Here is a 16666-nt window from a genome sequence, read left to right as displayed (position 1 = left end):
ACGAGGCTTTCAGATATGAACAGGCGAGTTGCAGGCAGTTAGCGCCACCATGGCGATCTTTGCGCGACCTACCCGAAGGAATGGTCACGATCGCCGCGCACAAGAGACTGATTCGACCGGCAAACTGCGGCAATTTAGTCATTCTTAGCCAAATTATGGTCCGAATAGGACTAACTGGCGGCGTGATTCGCAGTTAATGATTGATCCGACAGGCATTCTCACCATCAATGGTCGAAAAATTCATTGGTATGGGCAGCACAAGGAAACGGGCAATGTCGAAAATTGCGTTGGTGGATGACGACCGCAATATCCTCACGTCGGTCTCGATGACCCTCGAAGCCGAAGGTTTCGAAGTCGAAACATATAACGACGGTCAGGCGGCGCTTGATGCGTTCAACAAGAAACTGCCCGACATGGCGGTTCTCGACATCAAGATGCCGCGGATGGACGGGATGGACCTGCTGCAGCGGCTGCGCCAGAAAACCGCGATGCCGGTGATCTTCCTGACATCCAAGGATGACGAGATCGACGAGGTGCTCGGGCTACGCATGGGCGCCGACGATTACGTCAAGAAACCTTTCAGTCAGCGTCTGCTCGTCGAACGGATCCGCGCCCTCCTGCGGCGCCAAGACGCCGTCGCCACCGACGAGGTCGGAGATGCCGAAGAAACCAAAGTGATGGAACGTGGCGACCTGCGCATGGATCCGCTGCGCCATGCGGTGAGCTGGAAGGGCAAGGACGTGTCCCTGACCGTGACCGAATTCCTGTTGCTGCAGGCGCTCGCGCAGCGCCCCGGTTTCGTCAAATCCCGCGATCAGTTGATGGATGTGGCCTATGACGATCAGGTCTATGTGGACGACCGGACGATCGACAGCCATATCAAGCGCTTGCGCAAGAAGATGCGCAGTGCCGACGAGGAGTTTTCCGCGATTGAGACCCTCTATGGTATTGGTTACAGATATAACGAAGAGTGATCTGAGCTGATGGCGCTGGCCGAAAGGAGCTTCGTGCGGGATCAAGGCCCATCCATTGAGGAGGGCGCCGTTGTGCTGGGCGATGACTGGGTCGCGCCGGAGAATGGCGCTACCGAGGAACTGCGTCCGTGCCGCGAGAGCCGGGGCCTCTGGCTGCTGCGCGCCTCGCCGCTGACCCGCAAGATCATCACCTTCAACCTGATCGCGCTGAACGTGCTTGTCGCGGGTATCCTTTATCTCAATTCCTCGCGCGATTCCCTGGTAATGCAGCGTGCCGGCTCGCTGGTCTCCGAAGCCGAGCTGATCGCCGATGTGATCGAAGCGCAATTGCCAAGCGGTGCACCGGTCAACCTGGCCACGGGCGATGGTGTGGACGTTGACGGCACGCTCTCGGCGCTCGACCTGCGCAGCGGGATCGAGGTCTTCGTCTATGACCCTTCCGAAGCCCTGATCGCCCGATCCGAAGGCCAGAAGGACCTGACGGCGGAACCCACCGCTTCTCCCGCCGGGCGGACCCTGATGATCGACGGTCTGGACTGGATATGGCGCAAGATCTCGGCCCCTTTCGGAGGGTCGGACCCGTCATCCGCGCCACAGATCGAGGACGAGCTGCGCGAAATGATCGCGATGAGCCTCGAGAACGGCACCCAGATCGAGAATAATTTCGACGCCGTCGGCGGTGTCCTGCTTACCGTCGCGACCCCGATCCTGCAGGCCGGACGCCCGGTCGGCGTGGTGGCCGTGACCAGCGCCGCCGGGGAGATCGACAAGCTGGTGCGCGGCGAACGCGAGCGCGTCCTGCAGATGTTCGTAATCGCGACGCTGGTCAGCATCGGCCTGTCGCTGGTTCTCGCCTCCACCATCGCCAACCCGCTCGCCGACCTCGCCGCCGCCGCCGAACTCGGCCGCGACAAGGATGCGCGCAAGATGAATCCCGGCCGCATCCGGATCCCGGACCTGACCGGCAGACCGGATGAGATCGGTCGGCTCTCCGGCGCGCTGCGTGGCATGGTCTCGGCCCTATACAACCGCATCGACGGCAATGAACAATTTGCCGCCGACGTGGCTCATGAGATCAAGAACCCGCTGGCCTCGCTGCGCTCCGCCGTGGGCACGCTGCGCCTCGTCAAACGCGAAGATCAGCGCGACAAGCTGCTCGACGTAATCGACCACGACGTACGCCGCCTCGATCGGCTGGTCAGCGACATTTCCAACGCCTCGCGGCTCGACAGCGAATTGGTGAAAGAGGAGGAGGAGCCGTTCAATCTGCTGCAGATGCTGGGCAATCTCGGTCAGTATCTGGGAGAGGACGCGAAGCGCAAAGGCATCGACTTTATCATCGACCTGCCGGAAAAACCCATCACCGTGCACGGGCTGGAAGCGCGGCTGGCGCAGGTCTTCGTCAACCTGATCACCAATGCGATTTCCTTCTGCGAGGACGGCGACGCGATCCGGGTCTGGGCGCGCCAGCGCGAGAACCGGGTGCTGATCGTGGTCGAGGATACCGGCCCCGGCATCCCCGATCAGGCCCTGTCGAAGATCTTCAAACGTTTCTATTCGGAACGGCCCGAGGAACATTTCGGCAATAATTCCGGGCTCGGCCTGGCGATCTCCAAGCAGATCGTCGAAGCCCATGGCGGGGTGATCTGGGCCGAGAACATCCGTCCGACCGTGGCCGACATCACCTCCGAACCGCTGGGGGCCCGTTTTGTCGTCGGTCTGCCGACCTGACCTCAGGGGCGGACGCCGCGTTCCGGCGGCGCCATGACGAAGGCCTCGGTCATCCTGCATGCCACAAGCCTGCGGATCACGCAGAAGGCGGTGTTGATCATCGGGCCTTCCGGCAGCGGCAAATCCTCCCTGGCGCTTCAGCTTCTGGCGCTGGGTGCCGGTCTGATCAGCGATGACCGCACCCTCGTGTCCCGTCGGCAGGACGCCTTGCTGGCCAGCGCGCCGGAGCAGATTGCGGGCCTGATCGAGGCGCGCGGCGTCGGGCTCCTGCAGGTTCCGCCTGCGGCTCCGGCTCCGGTTGCCCTGGTCGTCGATCTGGCGATCAGGGAGCGGGACCGTTTGCCGCTGTTGCACCATCACCGTGTCCTTGGCATTGATGTGACTTGCCTTCACAATGCCGACAGCCCTCATTTCGCAGCGGCAATCATGCTCTACCTGAAGGGCAGCAGAAAAGACACGTGATGACCCGACCTGACCAATCCTCCCGCCGCATCGTGCTTGTTACCGGCCCCTCCGGGGCCGGCCGTACCTCGGCGCTCAACGTGCTCGAAGACGCCGGTTTCGAGACCATCGACAATCTGCCCCTGCGGCTGCTGACCCCGCTGCTCGACGGCACCGGCGAGCTGCGCCCGCTGGCGCTCGGCATCGATCCGCGCAACCGCGATTTCTCCGCCAACAACGTGCTCGACTTGCTGGGCAGCCTGTCGGCGCGGCCCGGACTGGTGGCCGAGCTGCTATACCTCGATTGCTCGACCGACGTGCTGCTGCGCCGCTTTTCGGAGACCAGACGCCGCCATCCGCTGGCCCCCGCCGACCGACCCGCCGTGGGGATCGCGCGCGAGCTGGAGATGCTGGCGCCGATCCGCGCGCGGGCCGACGTGCTGATCGAGACCAGCGATCTCAACGTGCATCAGCTGCGCAGCGAGGTTGAACATTGGTTCGCACCGGGGGGCGAACATCACCTCACCGTCTCGGTGCAGAGCTTCTCCTACAAACGCGGCCTGCCGCGCAGTGTCGATATGGTCTATGACTGCCGGTTCCTGCGCAATCCGTTCTGGCAACAGGATCTGCGCACCCTCGACGGTACCGATGCCGCCGTCGCGAGCTATGTGCAAGGCGATCCGCTGTTTGCCGAATTCTCGCAGAAGGTTCTGGAACTCAGCCTGCTGCTGCTCCCGGCGAGCCGCGACGAGGGCAAATCGCATATCTCCATCGCCTTTGGCTGTACCGGAGGGCAGCATCGCTCGGTCACCCTCGCGGAACATCACGCTTTGCGCCTTGCGGAGCAGGGCTGGCAGGTGTCAATTAGGCACCGTGAGTTGGACCGGCGGAACCGGGAAGAGGCGCGGACGTGATTGGAATCGTGATAGTCGCACATGGCGGGCTGGCGCAGGAATATCTTGCCGCCATCGAACATGTCGTCGGCTCGCAATTTGGCATGCGCGCCATCGCCATCCAGGCGGATCACGACCGCGCCGCCAAGGAGATCGAGATCTGCGCGGCCGCGGACGAAGTCGATCAGGGATCCGGCGTGGTGGTGGTGACCGATCTTTTCGGCGGCTCGCCATCGAATCTCAGTCTGCGGGCCTGCAAACCGCAGAATCGCCGGATCATCTATGGCGCCAACCTGCCGATGCTGATCAAGCTCGCCAAGTCGCGACAGATGGATGTCCCCGACGCCGTGCGGGCCGCGCTTGAGGCAGGCAAGAAATACATCGACAGCCAGAATGTCAGTACCGGACCACAGGGCGAAGCCACATGACCAAAGTCAGCCTCAAGATCGTCAATGAAAAGGGCCTGCATGCCCGCGCTTCGGCGAAGCTCGTCGAGGTGGTGGAGGCATTCGACGCGCGTGCAGAGGTCTGCAAGGAAGGCATGAGCGCGTCGGGCGATTCCATCATGGGACTTTTGATGTTGGCAGCCGCAAAGGGAAGCTCTATTGACGTGCATATCTCCGGGCCTGACGCCGAAGCCCTGGCTGTCGCGCTGACCGAACTGGTCGCGGACAAGTTCGGAGAAGGGGCCTGACGCCCTGCAAAATCTCCCCGGAGGGTGCTCCAACTTGATCGACGAAACACAATCCGCAGCGCCGCGCGACCTTGCCGGCCCGCCACAGCCGACGGTCAGCTTCACCCGCTATGACCGCCGCAGCCTGTCCTACGCCTCGACCTTCGACGATCCGGTGAAGGCAGGGGTGATCCGGGTCATGGAATGGCTTACCGGCAAGCTCACGGTTCTGCGCCTGATCCGCAAATTCGAGAAACGCGGCACGCCCTCAGGCCAGGCGTTCTGGCGCGCCGCGCTCGACACGATGGGCATCGAGCTGCAAACCCCGAGCGAGCAGCTCGCGCGGATTCCCCGACAGGGACCGGTCGTGGTGGTGGCCAATCACCCGCATGGCATGGTCGACGGAATGATTTTCGCCGATCTGATCGGCCGGATACGCCCCGATTACCGGATCCTGACCCGTTCGCTGCTGACCTCGCTTGACGAGGTTGCCGGAAGCTACATGATCCCGGTGCCCTTCCCCCATGACCCTGACGCACAGCGCAAGGGCGTCGAGATGCGCAGCAAGGCCATGGCCCATCTGAACGAGGGCGGCGTCGTGGCCCTGTTTCCCTCCGGCGTCGTGGCCAGTTCCGAAACCTGGTCCGGCCCGGCCATCGAAGCCGAATGGAATGTCTTCACCGCCAAGATGATCCGGCGTTCGGGTGCCACCGTGGTGCCGATCCGGTTCCCGGGCCAGAACAGCCGTGCCTATCAGATCGCCAACAAGCTCAGCCCGATCCTGCGTCAGGGCCTGTTGCTGCATGAGATCGTGCACAGCTGCGACAAGCCACAGGCGCCGATCATCGGCCACCCGATCCCGCAGGACCGGATCGAACGCTGGGCCGACGACCCGCGCGGCTTCATGGTCTGGCTGCGTGAACACACGCTGTCGCTGCAGAACTGACCGGGCACCGGGTCTCGCTTCTTTATGCGGAAAATACTCCGGGGGCGGGGGGCGGCCCCCGCTCCACCCGCGAGGATCAGCGCGTCGGCACCGGTGTCTCGCCCCGATAATCGTAGAATCCGCGTTGGGTTTTGCGTCCCAGCCATCCGGCCTCGACATATTTTGTAAGCAGAGGGCAGGGTCGGTATTTCGTATCCGCGAGCCCGTCATGCAGCACGTTCATGATCGCGAGACAGGTGTCGAGCCCGATGAAATCCGCCAGTTCCAGCGGCCCCATCGGATGATTGGCCCCGAGCTTCATCGAGGAATCGATCGATTCAACCGAGCCGACGCCTTCATATAGCGTGTAGACGGCCTCGTTGATCATTGGCATCAGGATCCGGTTGACAATGAAGGCGGGAAAATCCTCGGCCGAGGCGGCGGTTTTGCCTAGGCGTCGCACGACCTCGCGGCAGGCCGCGAAGGTCTCCTCGTCGGTGGCGATCCCGCGGATCAGCTCGACAAGCTGCATCACCGGCACCGGGTTCATGAAATGGAACCCCATGAACTTTTCCGGCCGGTCAGTGCGGCTCGCCAGCCGGGTGATCGAGATCGACGAGGTATTCGAGGTCAGGATCGTCGTCGGCTTCAGATGCGGTATCAGATCTTCGAAAATCGCCTGTTTGACGGTCTCCCGCTCGGTCGCCGCCTCGATCACAAGGTCGCTGTTGCCGAGATCGGTAAGCTGCTGTGTCGTGGTGATACGGGCCAGCGCGGCGTCCTTGTCGGCGGCGGAGATCTTCTCGCGGCTGACCTGCCGGTCCAGATTGCCGGTGATGATCTTCATCGCGTCGCTCAGCGCGGCCTCGCTCACATCCGTCAGCAGGACGTCATAACCCGCCAGCGCCATCACATGGGCAATGCCATTGCCCATTTGCCCCGCGCCCACGATGCCGATTGTCTGGATTTCCATCGTCTGTCCTTTGCTGTTCCGGCGCTACCATAGCGCTGCAGCGGGGCGCCGCAAGGGCCGGGTTTTCAGCGGTTTCATCACAAATTCGCCCGTTAAGCGAATCGAAAATGCAGATGTGCAATGTCATTCCCGGGTGTGAAAAGAAGGGTGGGTGTGATGACCTGTGACTCAAGGGGGCCGGGGGCCCTCGACCATGAGCCGTGCCGTTATGGCCGGTCGAAGCTGACGTTCCGCGGGCCAAAACGTGTGTTGGACCGGCCCTATATGGCCTTTCTGGGCGGTTGCGAGACATTCGGGCGTTTCATGCGCAGCCCCTATCCGGCGCTGGTCGAGGCGGGCAGCGGGAAGACCTGTGTGAACCTCGGTCTCGCCAATGCCGGGATTGACGCCTATCTGAACGATGGGCCGGTGATGGAGATTCTCGACCGTGCCGATCTTACAATCGTGGAGCTGCTTGGGGCGCGGAACCTGAACAATCGCTTCTACCAGGTACATACGCGGCGCAATGACCGTTTCATCGCCGCATCGGAGGCGCTGCGCGCGCTCTATCCAAAGGTCGATTTCTCGGAATTTCATTTCACCGGGCATTTGCTCGATCACCTCTATCGAACCTGTCCGGAGCGGTTCGCCACGCTGAAGGCCGATTTGCAGCGCGCCTGGCTGCGCGCGATGCGGCTGCTGCTCGGCCGGATCGGGAGCCGCTGCATGTTGCTGGGGCTCGCCGAACCGGCGCCTCGCTATCATGCCGGTATTGCCTCGGTATCGCGACGGCAAACTCCGGCGTTCGTGACCCGGGAAATGATCGCGCAGATCGCGCCTCTGGCCGACGGGCTGGTCGAAGTGATCGTCCCTCCCCGTGCGGCAGGCGCGGCAGATGACGACATGGCGTTCAGCGAGATGGAAGCCCCCGCCGCCGCGCGGATGCTCGGCGGCGCGGCGCATCGGGAAGTGGCCGCGCAGATACTGGCGCGGGTCTCTGCGAAGGTCTGAGCCGCCAAAGCCTCTCTTGCCAAAGGCGAAGGCCCGCCATAGCGGCGGGCCTTTGTAATTTCGTCGGACCGGGCCGCAGCCCGATCAGGGTCAAAGCTTCTCGATCAGCTCCGGCACGGCTTCGAAGAGGTCCGCGACCAGACCGTAATCGGCAACCTGGAAGATCGGCGCTTCTTCGTCCTTGTTGATCGCGACGATGACCTTGCTGTCCTTCATGCCGGCGAGATGCTGGATCGCGCCGGAAATGCCGACCGCGACATAGAGCGCCGGGGCGACGACCTTGCCGGTCTGGCCGACCTGCCAGTCGTTCGGGGCATAGCCGGAATCGACCGCGGCGCGCGAGGCACCGACGGCGGCGCCGAGCTTGTCCGCGAGCTTCTCGATCAGCGCGAAATCCTCTTCCGAGCCGACACCGCGGCCGCCGGAGACGACCACACCGGCCGAGGTCAGCTCGGGACGATCGCTTTCCGCGACCTTGTCCTCGACCCAGGAGCTGAGACCCGGGTTCTCGGCAGCCGAGATGGTTTCGACCGAGGCCGAGCCGCCGTCACCGGCCGCATCGAAGGTCGATGTGCGGAAGGTGATGACTTTTTTCGCATCCTTCGATTTCACTGTCTGCACTGCGTTGCCGGCATAGATCGGGCGTTCGAACGTGTCCGCATCCACGACGCCGGAAGCATCGGAGATGATCTGCACATCGAGCAGCGCGGCGACGCGGGGCATCACGTTTTTCGCATCGGTCGTAGCCGGGGCAACAATGTGCTCGTAATCATCCGCAAGGCTGACGATCAGCGCCGCGGTGGATTCCGCCAAGCGGTGACCGAGAGATTCGTCCTCGGCAACCAGCACCTTGGAAACGCCGTCGATCTTGGCAGCGCTTTCACCCGCGGCGGCGGCATGGGCGCCACAGCACAGCGCGGTCACGTCACCCAGTTTTTTTGCGGCGGTCACGGCCTTCGCGGTCGCGTCCATCGCCAGCTCGCCATCGGTTACTTCTGCAAGGAGAAGAACAGCCATTACACAGCCCCCACTTCTTTGAGTTTCGCCACCAGTTCATCAACCGATCCGACCTTGATGCCCGCGGCACGGGCTTCCGGCTCGACGGTCTTCACGATTTCCAGACGGTTGGAGACATCGACACCGTAATCTTCGGGCGTCTTTTCCTCGAGCGGTTTCTTTTTCGCCTTCATGATGTTGGGCAGCGAGGCATAGCGCGGCTCGTTGAGGCGCAGGTCGACGGTCACGATGCTGGGCATCTTGACCTCGATGGTCTGCAGGCCGCCGTCGACCTCACGGGTGACCTTGGCGGTCTCGCCCGAGATCTCGATGTCCGAGGCGAAGGTCGCCTGGGACCAGCCGAGCAGCGCGGCTAGCATCTGGCCGGTGGCGTTCATGTCGTTGTCGATGGCCTGCTTGCCGCAGAGCACGAGGCCGGGCTGCTCCTCATCGACGATCGCCTTGAGGATCTTGGCGACGGCCAGCGGCTCGATGTCCTGATGCACATCGTCGGAAGCCACGACCAGGATCGCCCGGTCCGCGCCCATCGCCAGGGCGGTGCGCAGGGTTTCCTGGGCCTGTTTGACGCCGATCGAGACAGCGATGACCTCTTCGACCTGACCGGCTTCCTTCAGGCGGATCGCCTGTTCGACGGAAATCTCGTCGAACGGGTTCATCGACATTTTCACATTGGCGAGATCCACACCCGATCCGTCCGCTTTGACGCGCACCTTCACGTTGTAGTCGATCACGCGTTTGACAGGTACCAGTACCTTCATGGGCGATTTTTCTCCTCGATTTGCGACTCGACCTTGCGGCCGGTCTCCCTAAAACTCACCACGGGTTTAACGAAGCCGGACCCGTTGAAACAGGCCAAAATCGGCAATCTGCGCCCGTTCGACGCCGCGGCATGCCGGTTTTCACCTCGCCTTGGCATTACGCATCACCGATTGGCACCCGGAACCCAGAGAACATCCTTGTGACCGCGATCATTGGCCATGCGTGCCGCGACGAAGAACCAGTCGCTCAGCCGGTTGAGATATTTGACCGCCGCCGGGTTGATTGTCTCGCTCCCGGCGAGTGCCACGGCGAGCCGTTCGGCGCGGCGCGCGACGGTCCGGCAGACATGCAGATGCGCCGCCAACCGCTCACCGCCGGGCAGGATGAAGCTGCGCAGCGGTTCGAGCTCGCTGTTCATCACGTCGATTTCCCGTTCCAGCCGGTCGACCTGTTCGGAGGCGAGCCGCAGCGGCGGATATTCCGCTTCGGCATCGGCTTCCATGTCGGGACGACAGAGATCGGCGCCGAGATCGAAGAGATCGTTCTGGATCCTCGCCAGGGCGGCATCGGTTTCGTTCTCCGCTTCGAGCCGGGCGACGCCGACGAAACAATTGAGCTCATCCGCGGTGCCATAGGCTTCGACACGGATGTCATGTTTGGCCACCCGCGCGCCATTGCCGAGCGCGGTCTCGCCCTTGTCTCCGGTGCGTGTGTAGATCTTGTTGAGGACAACCATCAGCCAGCCTTTCTGCGCAGATAGATATAGGCCAGGATCAGCAGGACCGCGATGAACTGCGCGATGATCCGCCAACGCATCAGCCTGTTGCTGTGACGCTTGTTGAATGCGCCGCCACCGGCAAAACCTCCAAGCCCCAGAACCAGTACGATGGCCACCGCGACGACGGCGAGCAGGACGATGATGAATAACGGGTCAGCGGGCATGGCGTTCCTTTCCGGCGTGTCCGAGGTGTAACGAGGCAGGATCGCGACGCAAGGTTTTTTACCGGCTCAGCACCCAGTCGAGCGCCCGTGTCGGCAGGATTCGCCGCAGAAAACCCATGAGATATGTCGGTGTTGTGACATAATATCGCGGTCTCGGACGTGGCGCCTCGACGGCATGGACGAGTTTTCGCAGCACCGCCTCGGGCGGCAGTTCGAAACGATCGGGCCGCTCGCGGCTGGCGTAGAGGCGCTTCAGTAGCTGGCTTTCGTATTGGGCGCGACGCGGTGAGGCACGCCAGTCGATCCAGCGTTCGAAATGCGGGATCGAATTGGCGCGGATCCGCGAGGTCACCGGACCGGGCTCGATCAGGGCCAGCGCGATGCCGGTACCGCGCATCTCGATCCGCAACGTGTCGCTCAACCCTTCGAGCGCGAATTTCGTGGCGTTATAGGCGCCGCGCCAGGGCAGGGTGATGAAGCCGAGAACCGAGGAACATTGCACGATGCGCCCGTGACCCTGCGCGCGCATCACCGGCAGCACCGCCCGGGTCAGGCTGTGCCAGCCGAAGAAATTGGCTTCGAAAATCGCCCGCAGCGCCTCTGTCGGCAGGTCTTCCACCGCGCCGGGCGTGGCATGGGCGCCGTTGTTGAACAGCGCATCGAGCCTGCCACCACTGGCCTTCAGGACTTCGGCGAGGGCCGCTTCGATACTGTCGCCGTCGGTGTAATCGAGCCGAGGGCTTTCGAACCCCTCCGCGCGCAGCCTGACGCAATCAGCTTCCTGACGGCAGGCGGCGAAGACGCGCCAGCCGCGTTCCCGCATCCCGTGGGCAGCGGCATAGCCGATGCCGGAGGAACAGCCGGTAATCAGGATAACGCGCTCGGACATGAAAAAAGGCCTCCGGTTGGGAGGCCTTGATCGACGCTTGCCGGGGGTTTGGCAAGCAATCAGCTGTCGGCGAGGAGGAAATCGGCCATCCAGCCGACCGGGCCGCCGTCGACCGGGCGCAGCTTGACCCAGCCATTGCCGTTGTCGCGGAGGATCTCCACCTCGTCGCCACGGCTCATCTTGTTGACAATGCTGTACTTGGTACCCGGACCGCCACGGACATTGACCCGATCCCCGGAGACGACGCGCAGGTCATGGCCGGTGTCGCTCTCAAGCGCGGCTTTCTGCACGGTACCGGCTTGCGCGGAACCGATCAGGCTCGGCAGAATGATGGCCGGAGTATCGGCACTGGACACGACGCTGCCGCCATTGGCCTTGGCATTCGGCATCCTGTCGTCGTCGCGCGCGACGGCTTTCTGTACGGGAACGCGGGTGGTCAGGTTGAGCAAGGCGGGGGTGACGCTGGCACCCATCGTCGTGTTGCTGGCAAAGGCGGCCTGGGTGACCAAGGGTTGACGGCGCTCGACATTGCGGGGCGATGTGGCGGCTGTGCTACGTTCTGCGACGACGGTTTGGGAATCGGATTCGGCTTCTGCTGCGCGGGCCAGGCGATAGGCGTCAGGGTCGAAATTCGTCCCGCCGCTCATTTCGAAAAAGGCCCATCCCAGAAAGCCGAAGGTGATAAAAATGAAACGTGCCATGTCGTGGTCCCCCAAAGTCATTTGCTTTCGAGCCCAACGCCAAAACCTCCCCAATGGTTCAATAACATGTTTCGCCGATTCCCCGCAGAGGAAAGCGAAACTGGTTAGCGATGCGTCGCCGCCGCAGGCATCTGCCGCGACGCCGCGGAAGCAAAGTGGCGCTTGCCGGGAAATTGCGGCTTGGCTACACAGCATCCATGTCTGACCTGACCGCCCCCCCGACCCCGCATCCCGGTGATCTGTCCGAACCTTTGCGCCGCGCGCTGGGGGATCGGTATCTGACCTATGCGCTCAGCACGATCATGCACCGGGCCCTGCCCGATGCGCGGGACGGGTTGAAGCCGGTGCACCGGCGTATCCTCTATGCGATGCGCGAACTGCGGCTGTCATCGACGGGCGGTTTCCGCAAATCGGCAAAGATCTCCGGCGACGTGATGGGCAATTACCATCCGCATGGCGATGCGGCGATCTATGACGCGATGGCGCGTCTGGCGCAGGATTTCAACGTCCGCTACCCGCTGGTCGACGGGCAGGGGAATTTCGGCAATATCGACGGCGACAACCCGGCCGCCAGCCGCTATACCGAGGCCCGGATGACCGCGGTCGCCGAGGCGATGCTGGAAGGGCTCAACGAAAACGCCGTTGATTTCCGCGAGAATTACGATGGCACGCTTACCGAACCGGTGGTGCTGCCCGCGCAATTTCCCAACCTGCTGGCCAATGGCTCTTCCGGGATCGCGGTGGGCATGGCCACCAATATTCCGCCGCATAACATCGCCGAGCTTTGCGACGCCTGTATCCACCTGATCAAGACCCCCGACGCGCGCGACGACACGTTGCTGAATTATGTGCCGGGACCGGACTTCCCGACCGGCGGGGTGATCGTCGAGCCGCCGGAGAACATCGCGACCGCCTATCGCACCGGCAAGGGCGGCTTCCGTCTGCGCTGCCGCTGGGAGGTCGAGGAACTGGGCCGCGGCGCCTGGCAGATCGTCGTCACCGAGATTCCCTATCAGGTCCAGAAGTCCAAGCTGATCGAGAAGATCGCCGAGCTGATCCAGACCAAGAAGATCCCGATCCTCGCCGATGTGCGCGACGAATCGGCGGATGACGTGCGGATGATCATCGAGCCGCGCAGCAAGAACGTCGATCCGGAAGTGCTGATGGGGATGCTTTATCGCAATTCCGATCTCGAGGTCCGGTTCTCGCTCAACATGAACGTGCTGATCGACGGGGTGACGCCGCAGGTCTGCTCGCTGAAGGAAGTGCTGCGCGCTTTCCTCGATCACCGCCGCGAGGTGCTGCAGCGCCGCTCGACACATCGGATGGAGAAGATCGACCACCGGCTCGAGGTGCTCGAAGGCTTCATCATCGCCTTCCTCAACCTCGACCGGGTGATCGACATCATCCGCTATGACGAGGACCCGAAGGCGGCGCTGATGCGCGAGGCATGGGGGCGTGAGCATGTCCGGGCCAGGGACGAGGCGGATTATGTCTCGCCGGGGCCGGGCAGCGGTGAGCTCAGCGAGGTGCAGACCGATGCGATTCTCAACATGCGGCTGCGCTCGCTGCGCCGTCTCGAAGAGCTGGAACTGCTGCGCGAGCAATCGGAACTGAAAGCCGAGCGGGCCGGACTGGAGGATCTGCTCGCCAGCGAGGTGCTGCAATGGGACAGCATCACTGCGCAGCTGCGCGAGACCCGCAAGCAATTCGGCAAGGATTGGCATGGCGGCGCACGGCGCACCAGCTTCGCCGAGGCCGGTGTGGTGGAGGACGTGCCGCTCGAAGCGATGATCGACCGCGAGCCGATTACCGTGGTCTGTTCGCAGATGGGCTGGATCCGGGCCATGACCGGGCATATCGACCTCAATCGCGAGCTAAAGTTCAAGGACGGCGACGGGCCGCGTTTCATTTTCCACGCCGAGACCACCGACCGGCTGTTGATCTTCGGTTCAAACGGACGGTTCTACACGTTGTCGGCGGCGAACCTGCCGGGCGGGCGTGGCATGGGGGAGCCGTTGCGGCTGATGGTCGACCTTCCGAACGAGGTGCAGATCGTCGATCTGTTCATCCACAAGCCGGGGCGACGCCTGCTGGTGGCTTCCAGCGCCGGGGACGGTTTCGTGGTGCCGGAGGATGATGTGCTCGCGCAGACCCGCGGCGGAAAGCAGGTGCTGAACGTGCGGGGCGAGACCAGGGCGCTGATCTGTCGTCCGGTCAGCGGCGATGCCGTGGCCACGGTGGGCGAGAACCGCAAGGTGCTGGTCTTCGATCTGGAGGAATTGCCGGAGATGGGCCGCGGCAAGGGCGTACGGCTGCAGAAGTTCAAGGACGGGGGCCTGTCGGATGCGACGACATTCTCGCGGGCCGAGGGGTTGAGCTGGCTCGATCCGGCAGGGCGCACGCGCACGCAGAGCGATCTTGGCGAGTGGACCGGCAAGCGCGCCGGAACCGGACGCATGGCGCCACGCGGTTTCCCGCGGGACAACAAGTTCAACTGACCCTGACGGATTAACGGATTTTACGGGCTGGAATTTTGCGAAAATTCCGGTCCGTTCTCTTTCAGAAAAACGGCTTCGTCAGACAGGTTCCGCGCTGAGCCAGACGCCGCCTTCCGGACGCAGGGTGAGGATCATCACCGGTTCGGGTTCCTTGCCCGGCACCGGGGTGAAGCGGAAGCGGGACAGCAGGGTCGCAAGGATGATCACCGCCTCCTGCAGCGCGAAGGACGCACCGATGCAGATGCGCGGGCCGTCACCGAAGGGCAGATAGGCATAGCGGTCAATGCTCTTGCGATCCGCGAATCGCTCGGGACGGAAGGCGTCGGACTCCTCCCAGAGCTGCTTGTGACGTCCGAGCGCATAGATCGGGATCATCACCGTTTCCCCGGCGCGGATCTCGCGGCCGCAGAGTTCGTCCGGCTTTCGCGCCGTGCGCGAGACGATCCCGGCCGGGGGATAGAGCCGCAGTGCCTCGTCGATGATCTGCCGGATATAGGGCAGCCGTTCGACATCCTGCGCCCCGGCCGCGCGCCCTTGCAACACCGATTGCGCCTCCGCCCGGGCCCTGTCCTGCACCTGCTGGTCAAACGCCACGAGGTACATCGACCAGGCCAGCGTCAGCGCAGTCGTCTCATGCCCCGCGACGATGAAGGTGAGCAGGTTGTCGCGCAGCTCGGCGGTGCTCATCCGGCGCTTGGTCTCGGGATCCTCGCCCGCCAGCAGCAGATCGAGCAGATCCGGCACGCCTTCGTGCTCGCGCGCGGCGCGGCTCTCGATGGCCTTGTCGGCCATCGCCTTCATCTCCTTCATCGCCTGACCCGACATGATCCGACCGGGCCGTGGCACCCAATCGGGGAAGCCGAGGATGTCGAACAGGCTGATCTTGCCGGCCTCGGCGATGTAATCGTCGATGGCGCCGTGCACCGCGTCCCGGTCGAAGGTATCTCCGCTTGAGAATGTGACATCGGAGATCACATCGAAAGTGGTCGTGACCATCTCATCGAGCAGGTCGACAGCGCGCGGCCCGGCGGCGGCGATGCGCGCGGCGGCGCGCTCTGCGGCGGCGGACATGATCGGCGCCAGGTTCTGCACGTTGCGATGCGAGAAGACCGGCGCAGCGGTGCGCCGCTGCCAGCGCCAATGGGCGCCCTCGGCGATGAACAGCGATTCCCCGATCGCCGGTTTCAGCAGGTTCTTGGTCACCACAGACTTGGGATAATCCTCGAGCCGGTCGAGCAGGATATGACGGATCGCGCCGGGGTCCATCACCATATGCCAGCGTTTGCCGGTCTTGCCGGTGACCATCGGCTGTCTTGTGGCGATCTCCGGAATGATGCGCAGCACGTTGCGACGGGCGGTGGACAGGCTCTTGAATATGCCCATCGGTGCCGTGACCAGCGGCACGCGGACTGGAATTGCGCTGTCTTGGGCCATTTTCGGCAACTCCTTTCGCCTGTCTCGGGCAGAAGGTAGGGCGGCGCGGCGCCTCTGCCAACGCGGCAATTGATTGCACCCTGCGCGGCGCTGCGGTATCGCCTGTCGATGTGTTTTTGTTCCGGGAGCCGCCGATGATCCGCCTCAGCGCCGTTTTGATGTCTTTTCTGTTTCTGGTGGCCTGCAACGGCGCCTCCGATCTTGACAAGGCACCGGTGCCGCTGGGCGATTTCAACCTGTCACATAATATCGCCGTCGCGCCGAAGGCGGTGAAGGGGCCGTTGAGCCGGGAGGTCAGCGAGGCCGAACTGACCAAGGCGCTGACCGATGCGGTGGCGGAGCGGTTCGACCGCTATGACGGGGAGCGTGCCTATCATTTCGGCATGAGCGTCGAAGGCTATGTGCTGGCGCAGCCGGGAATTCCGTTGGTCTTCGCGCCGAAATCGATCCTGATCGTCAACCTGACCGTCTGGGATGATGCCAAGGGCATCAAGCTGACCCCGAAGCCGCATCAGATCACGGTGCTGGAATCGCTCGACCAGGGGCCGATTGTCGGGTCGGGCTATACCAAATCCGCCGCGGAGCAGTTGAAGAACCTCAGCCAGAACGCCGCCAAGTCGATCGAAAGTTACCTTGTCGAGCAGAATGCCGAAAAGGGCTGGTTCAACAACGGCGTACCGGTCGCGGCGCCGGGTGCGGCGGAGAGCCGGGGCAAGTGAGCCGCGGGGTCCGCCGAGGGCTGCGGCCCGAAACCGCCCCCGATCGGGCATAATGCCAAGACCTGCTTGATTTTACGGCCCAGACCCAATACATCGCGCGCCAG

At 63.3% G+C, this 16666-nt stretch carries 18 protein-coding genes; 10 read left to right on the top strand and 8 right to left on the bottom strand.

The window, feature by feature from the left end:
* Nucleotides 1-272 precede the first annotated feature (272 nt).
* Genes ACFSUD_RS00955 through ACFSUD_RS00925 form a run of 7 tightly spaced genes read left to right on the top strand, consistent with a single transcriptional unit; the run spans nt 273 to nt 5658 of the window.
* Nucleotides 273-974, top strand: coding sequence for a response regulator transcription factor (locus tag ACFSUD_RS00955; RefSeq protein WP_386370548.1), 702 nt, complete (start codon nt 273-275; stop codon nt 972-974).
* Nucleotides 975-983: 9 nt separating this feature from the next.
* Nucleotides 984-2705, top strand: coding sequence for a sensor N-terminal transmembrane domain-containing protein (locus tag ACFSUD_RS00950; protein WP_386370545.1), 1722 nt, complete (start codon nt 984-986; stop codon nt 2703-2705).
* Between the two features lie 33 nt (nt 2706-2738).
* Nucleotides 2739-3167: an HPr kinase/phosphorylase gene (locus tag ACFSUD_RS00945; protein ID WP_386370543.1), complete on the top strand. Its 429-nt coding sequence runs from the start codon at nt 2739-2741 to the stop codon at nt 3165-3167.
* Nucleotides 3167-4060: an RNase adapter RapZ gene (rapZ, locus tag ACFSUD_RS00940; protein ID WP_386370540.1), complete on the top strand. Its 894-nt coding sequence runs from the start codon at nt 3167-3169 to the stop codon at nt 4058-4060. The genes ACFSUD_RS00945 and rapZ overlap by 1 nt, the downstream gene beginning before the upstream one ends.
* Nucleotides 4057-4467 carry a PTS sugar transporter subunit IIA gene (locus ACFSUD_RS00935; protein ID WP_386370538.1) on the top strand — a complete coding sequence of 137 codons (411 nt, stop codon included), beginning with the start codon at nt 4057-4059 and terminating at the stop codon, nt 4465-4467. The genes rapZ and ACFSUD_RS00935 overlap by 4 nt, the downstream gene beginning before the upstream one ends.
* Nucleotides 4464-4733: an HPr family phosphocarrier protein gene (locus ACFSUD_RS00930; RefSeq protein ID WP_386370535.1), complete on the top strand. Its 270-nt coding sequence runs from the start codon at nt 4464-4466 to the stop codon at nt 4731-4733. The genes ACFSUD_RS00935 and ACFSUD_RS00930 overlap by 4 nt, the downstream gene beginning before the upstream one ends.
* 34 nt (nt 4734-4767) lie before the next feature.
* On the top strand, nt 4768-5658 hold the full coding sequence (locus tag ACFSUD_RS00925; RefSeq protein WP_386370532.1) for a lysophospholipid acyltransferase family protein: 891 nt from the start codon (nt 4768-4770) through the stop codon (nt 5656-5658).
* Between the two features lie 76 nt (nt 5659-5734).
* Here ACFSUD_RS00925 and ACFSUD_RS00920 read toward each other — a convergent pair whose 3' ends face one another.
* Nucleotides 5735-6610, bottom strand: a complete 876-nt coding sequence (locus ACFSUD_RS00920) for a 3-hydroxybutyryl-CoA dehydrogenase (protein WP_386370529.1) — start codon at nt 6608-6610, stop codon at nt 5735-5737.
* Between the two features lie 156 nt (nt 6611-6766).
* On the opposite strand from ACFSUD_RS00920, the gene ACFSUD_RS00915 reads away from it, so the two are divergent.
* Nucleotides 6767-7600: a DUF6473 family protein gene (locus tag ACFSUD_RS00915; RefSeq protein ID WP_386370527.1), complete on the top strand. Its 834-nt coding sequence runs from the start codon at nt 6767-6769 to the stop codon at nt 7598-7600.
* 90 nt (nt 7601-7690) lie between these two features.
* On the opposite strand, the gene ACFSUD_RS00910 is transcribed toward ACFSUD_RS00915, so the two are convergent.
* The 6 genes from ACFSUD_RS00910 to ACFSUD_RS00885 all read right to left on the bottom strand — a co-directional run bounded on the left by ACFSUD_RS00910 (nt 7691) and on the right by ACFSUD_RS00885 (nt 11908).
* Nucleotides 7691-8617 carry an electron transfer flavoprotein subunit alpha/FixB family protein gene (locus ACFSUD_RS00910; protein ID WP_386370524.1) on the bottom strand — a complete coding sequence of 309 codons (927 nt, stop codon included), beginning with the start codon at nt 8615-8617 and terminating at the stop codon, nt 7691-7693.
* Complete coding sequence (locus ACFSUD_RS00905; RefSeq protein WP_386370521.1) at nt 8617-9375, bottom strand: electron transfer flavoprotein subunit beta/FixA family protein; 759 nt, start codon at nt 9373-9375, stop codon at nt 8617-8619. The genes ACFSUD_RS00910 and ACFSUD_RS00905 overlap by 1 nt, the downstream gene beginning before the upstream one ends.
* Nucleotides 9376-9539: 164 nt before the next feature.
* The gene (locus ACFSUD_RS00900) at nt 9540-10112 is read right to left on the bottom strand and encodes a cob(I)yrinic acid a,c-diamide adenosyltransferase (protein ID WP_386370518.1); all 573 of its coding nucleotides are present in this window, start codon (nt 10110-10112) and stop codon (nt 9540-9542) included.
* The gene (locus ACFSUD_RS00895; RefSeq protein ID WP_386370515.1) at nt 10112-10318 is read right to left on the bottom strand and encodes a twin transmembrane helix small protein; all 207 of its coding nucleotides are present in this window, start codon (nt 10316-10318) and stop codon (nt 10112-10114) included. The genes ACFSUD_RS00900 and ACFSUD_RS00895 overlap by 1 nt, the downstream gene beginning before the upstream one ends.
* Before the next feature lie 58 nt (nt 10319-10376).
* On the bottom strand, nt 10377-11207 hold the full coding sequence (locus ACFSUD_RS00890; RefSeq protein ID WP_386370512.1) for an SDR family oxidoreductase: 831 nt from the start codon (nt 11205-11207) through the stop codon (nt 10377-10379).
* A gap of 59 nt (nt 11208-11266) precedes the next feature.
* Nucleotides 11267-11908, bottom strand: a complete 642-nt coding sequence (locus ACFSUD_RS00885; RefSeq protein ID WP_386370510.1) for an SH3 domain-containing protein — start codon at nt 11906-11908, stop codon at nt 11267-11269.
* 197 nt (nt 11909-12105) lie between these two features.
* On the opposite strand from ACFSUD_RS00885, the gene parC reads away from it, so the two are divergent.
* Nucleotides 12106-14409 (top strand): DNA topoisomerase IV subunit A, encoded by a 2304-nt coding sequence (gene parC / locus ACFSUD_RS00880; RefSeq protein ID WP_386370507.1) that lies wholly within the window; start codon nt 12106-12108, stop codon nt 14407-14409.
* A gap of 78 nt (nt 14410-14487) precedes the next feature.
* Here parC and ACFSUD_RS00875 read toward each other — a convergent pair whose 3' ends face one another.
* On the bottom strand, nt 14488-15843 hold the full coding sequence (locus tag ACFSUD_RS00875; protein WP_386370504.1) for a cytochrome P450: 1356 nt from the start codon (nt 15841-15843) through the stop codon (nt 14488-14490).
* 134 nt (nt 15844-15977) lie between these two features.
* On the opposite strand from ACFSUD_RS00875, the gene ACFSUD_RS00870 reads away from it, so the two are divergent.
* Complete coding sequence (locus ACFSUD_RS00870; RefSeq protein WP_386370501.1) at nt 15978-16562, top strand: hypothetical protein; 585 nt, start codon at nt 15978-15980, stop codon at nt 16560-16562.
* Nucleotides 16563-16666: the final 104 nt, after the last annotated feature.

The organism is Sulfitobacter aestuarii (assembly GCF_042685005.1).
Lineage (GTDB): Bacteria > Pseudomonadota > Alphaproteobacteria > Rhodobacterales > Rhodobacteraceae > Sulfitobacter > Sulfitobacter aestuarii.
This window is presented reverse-complemented; position numbering and strand designations above follow the sequence as displayed.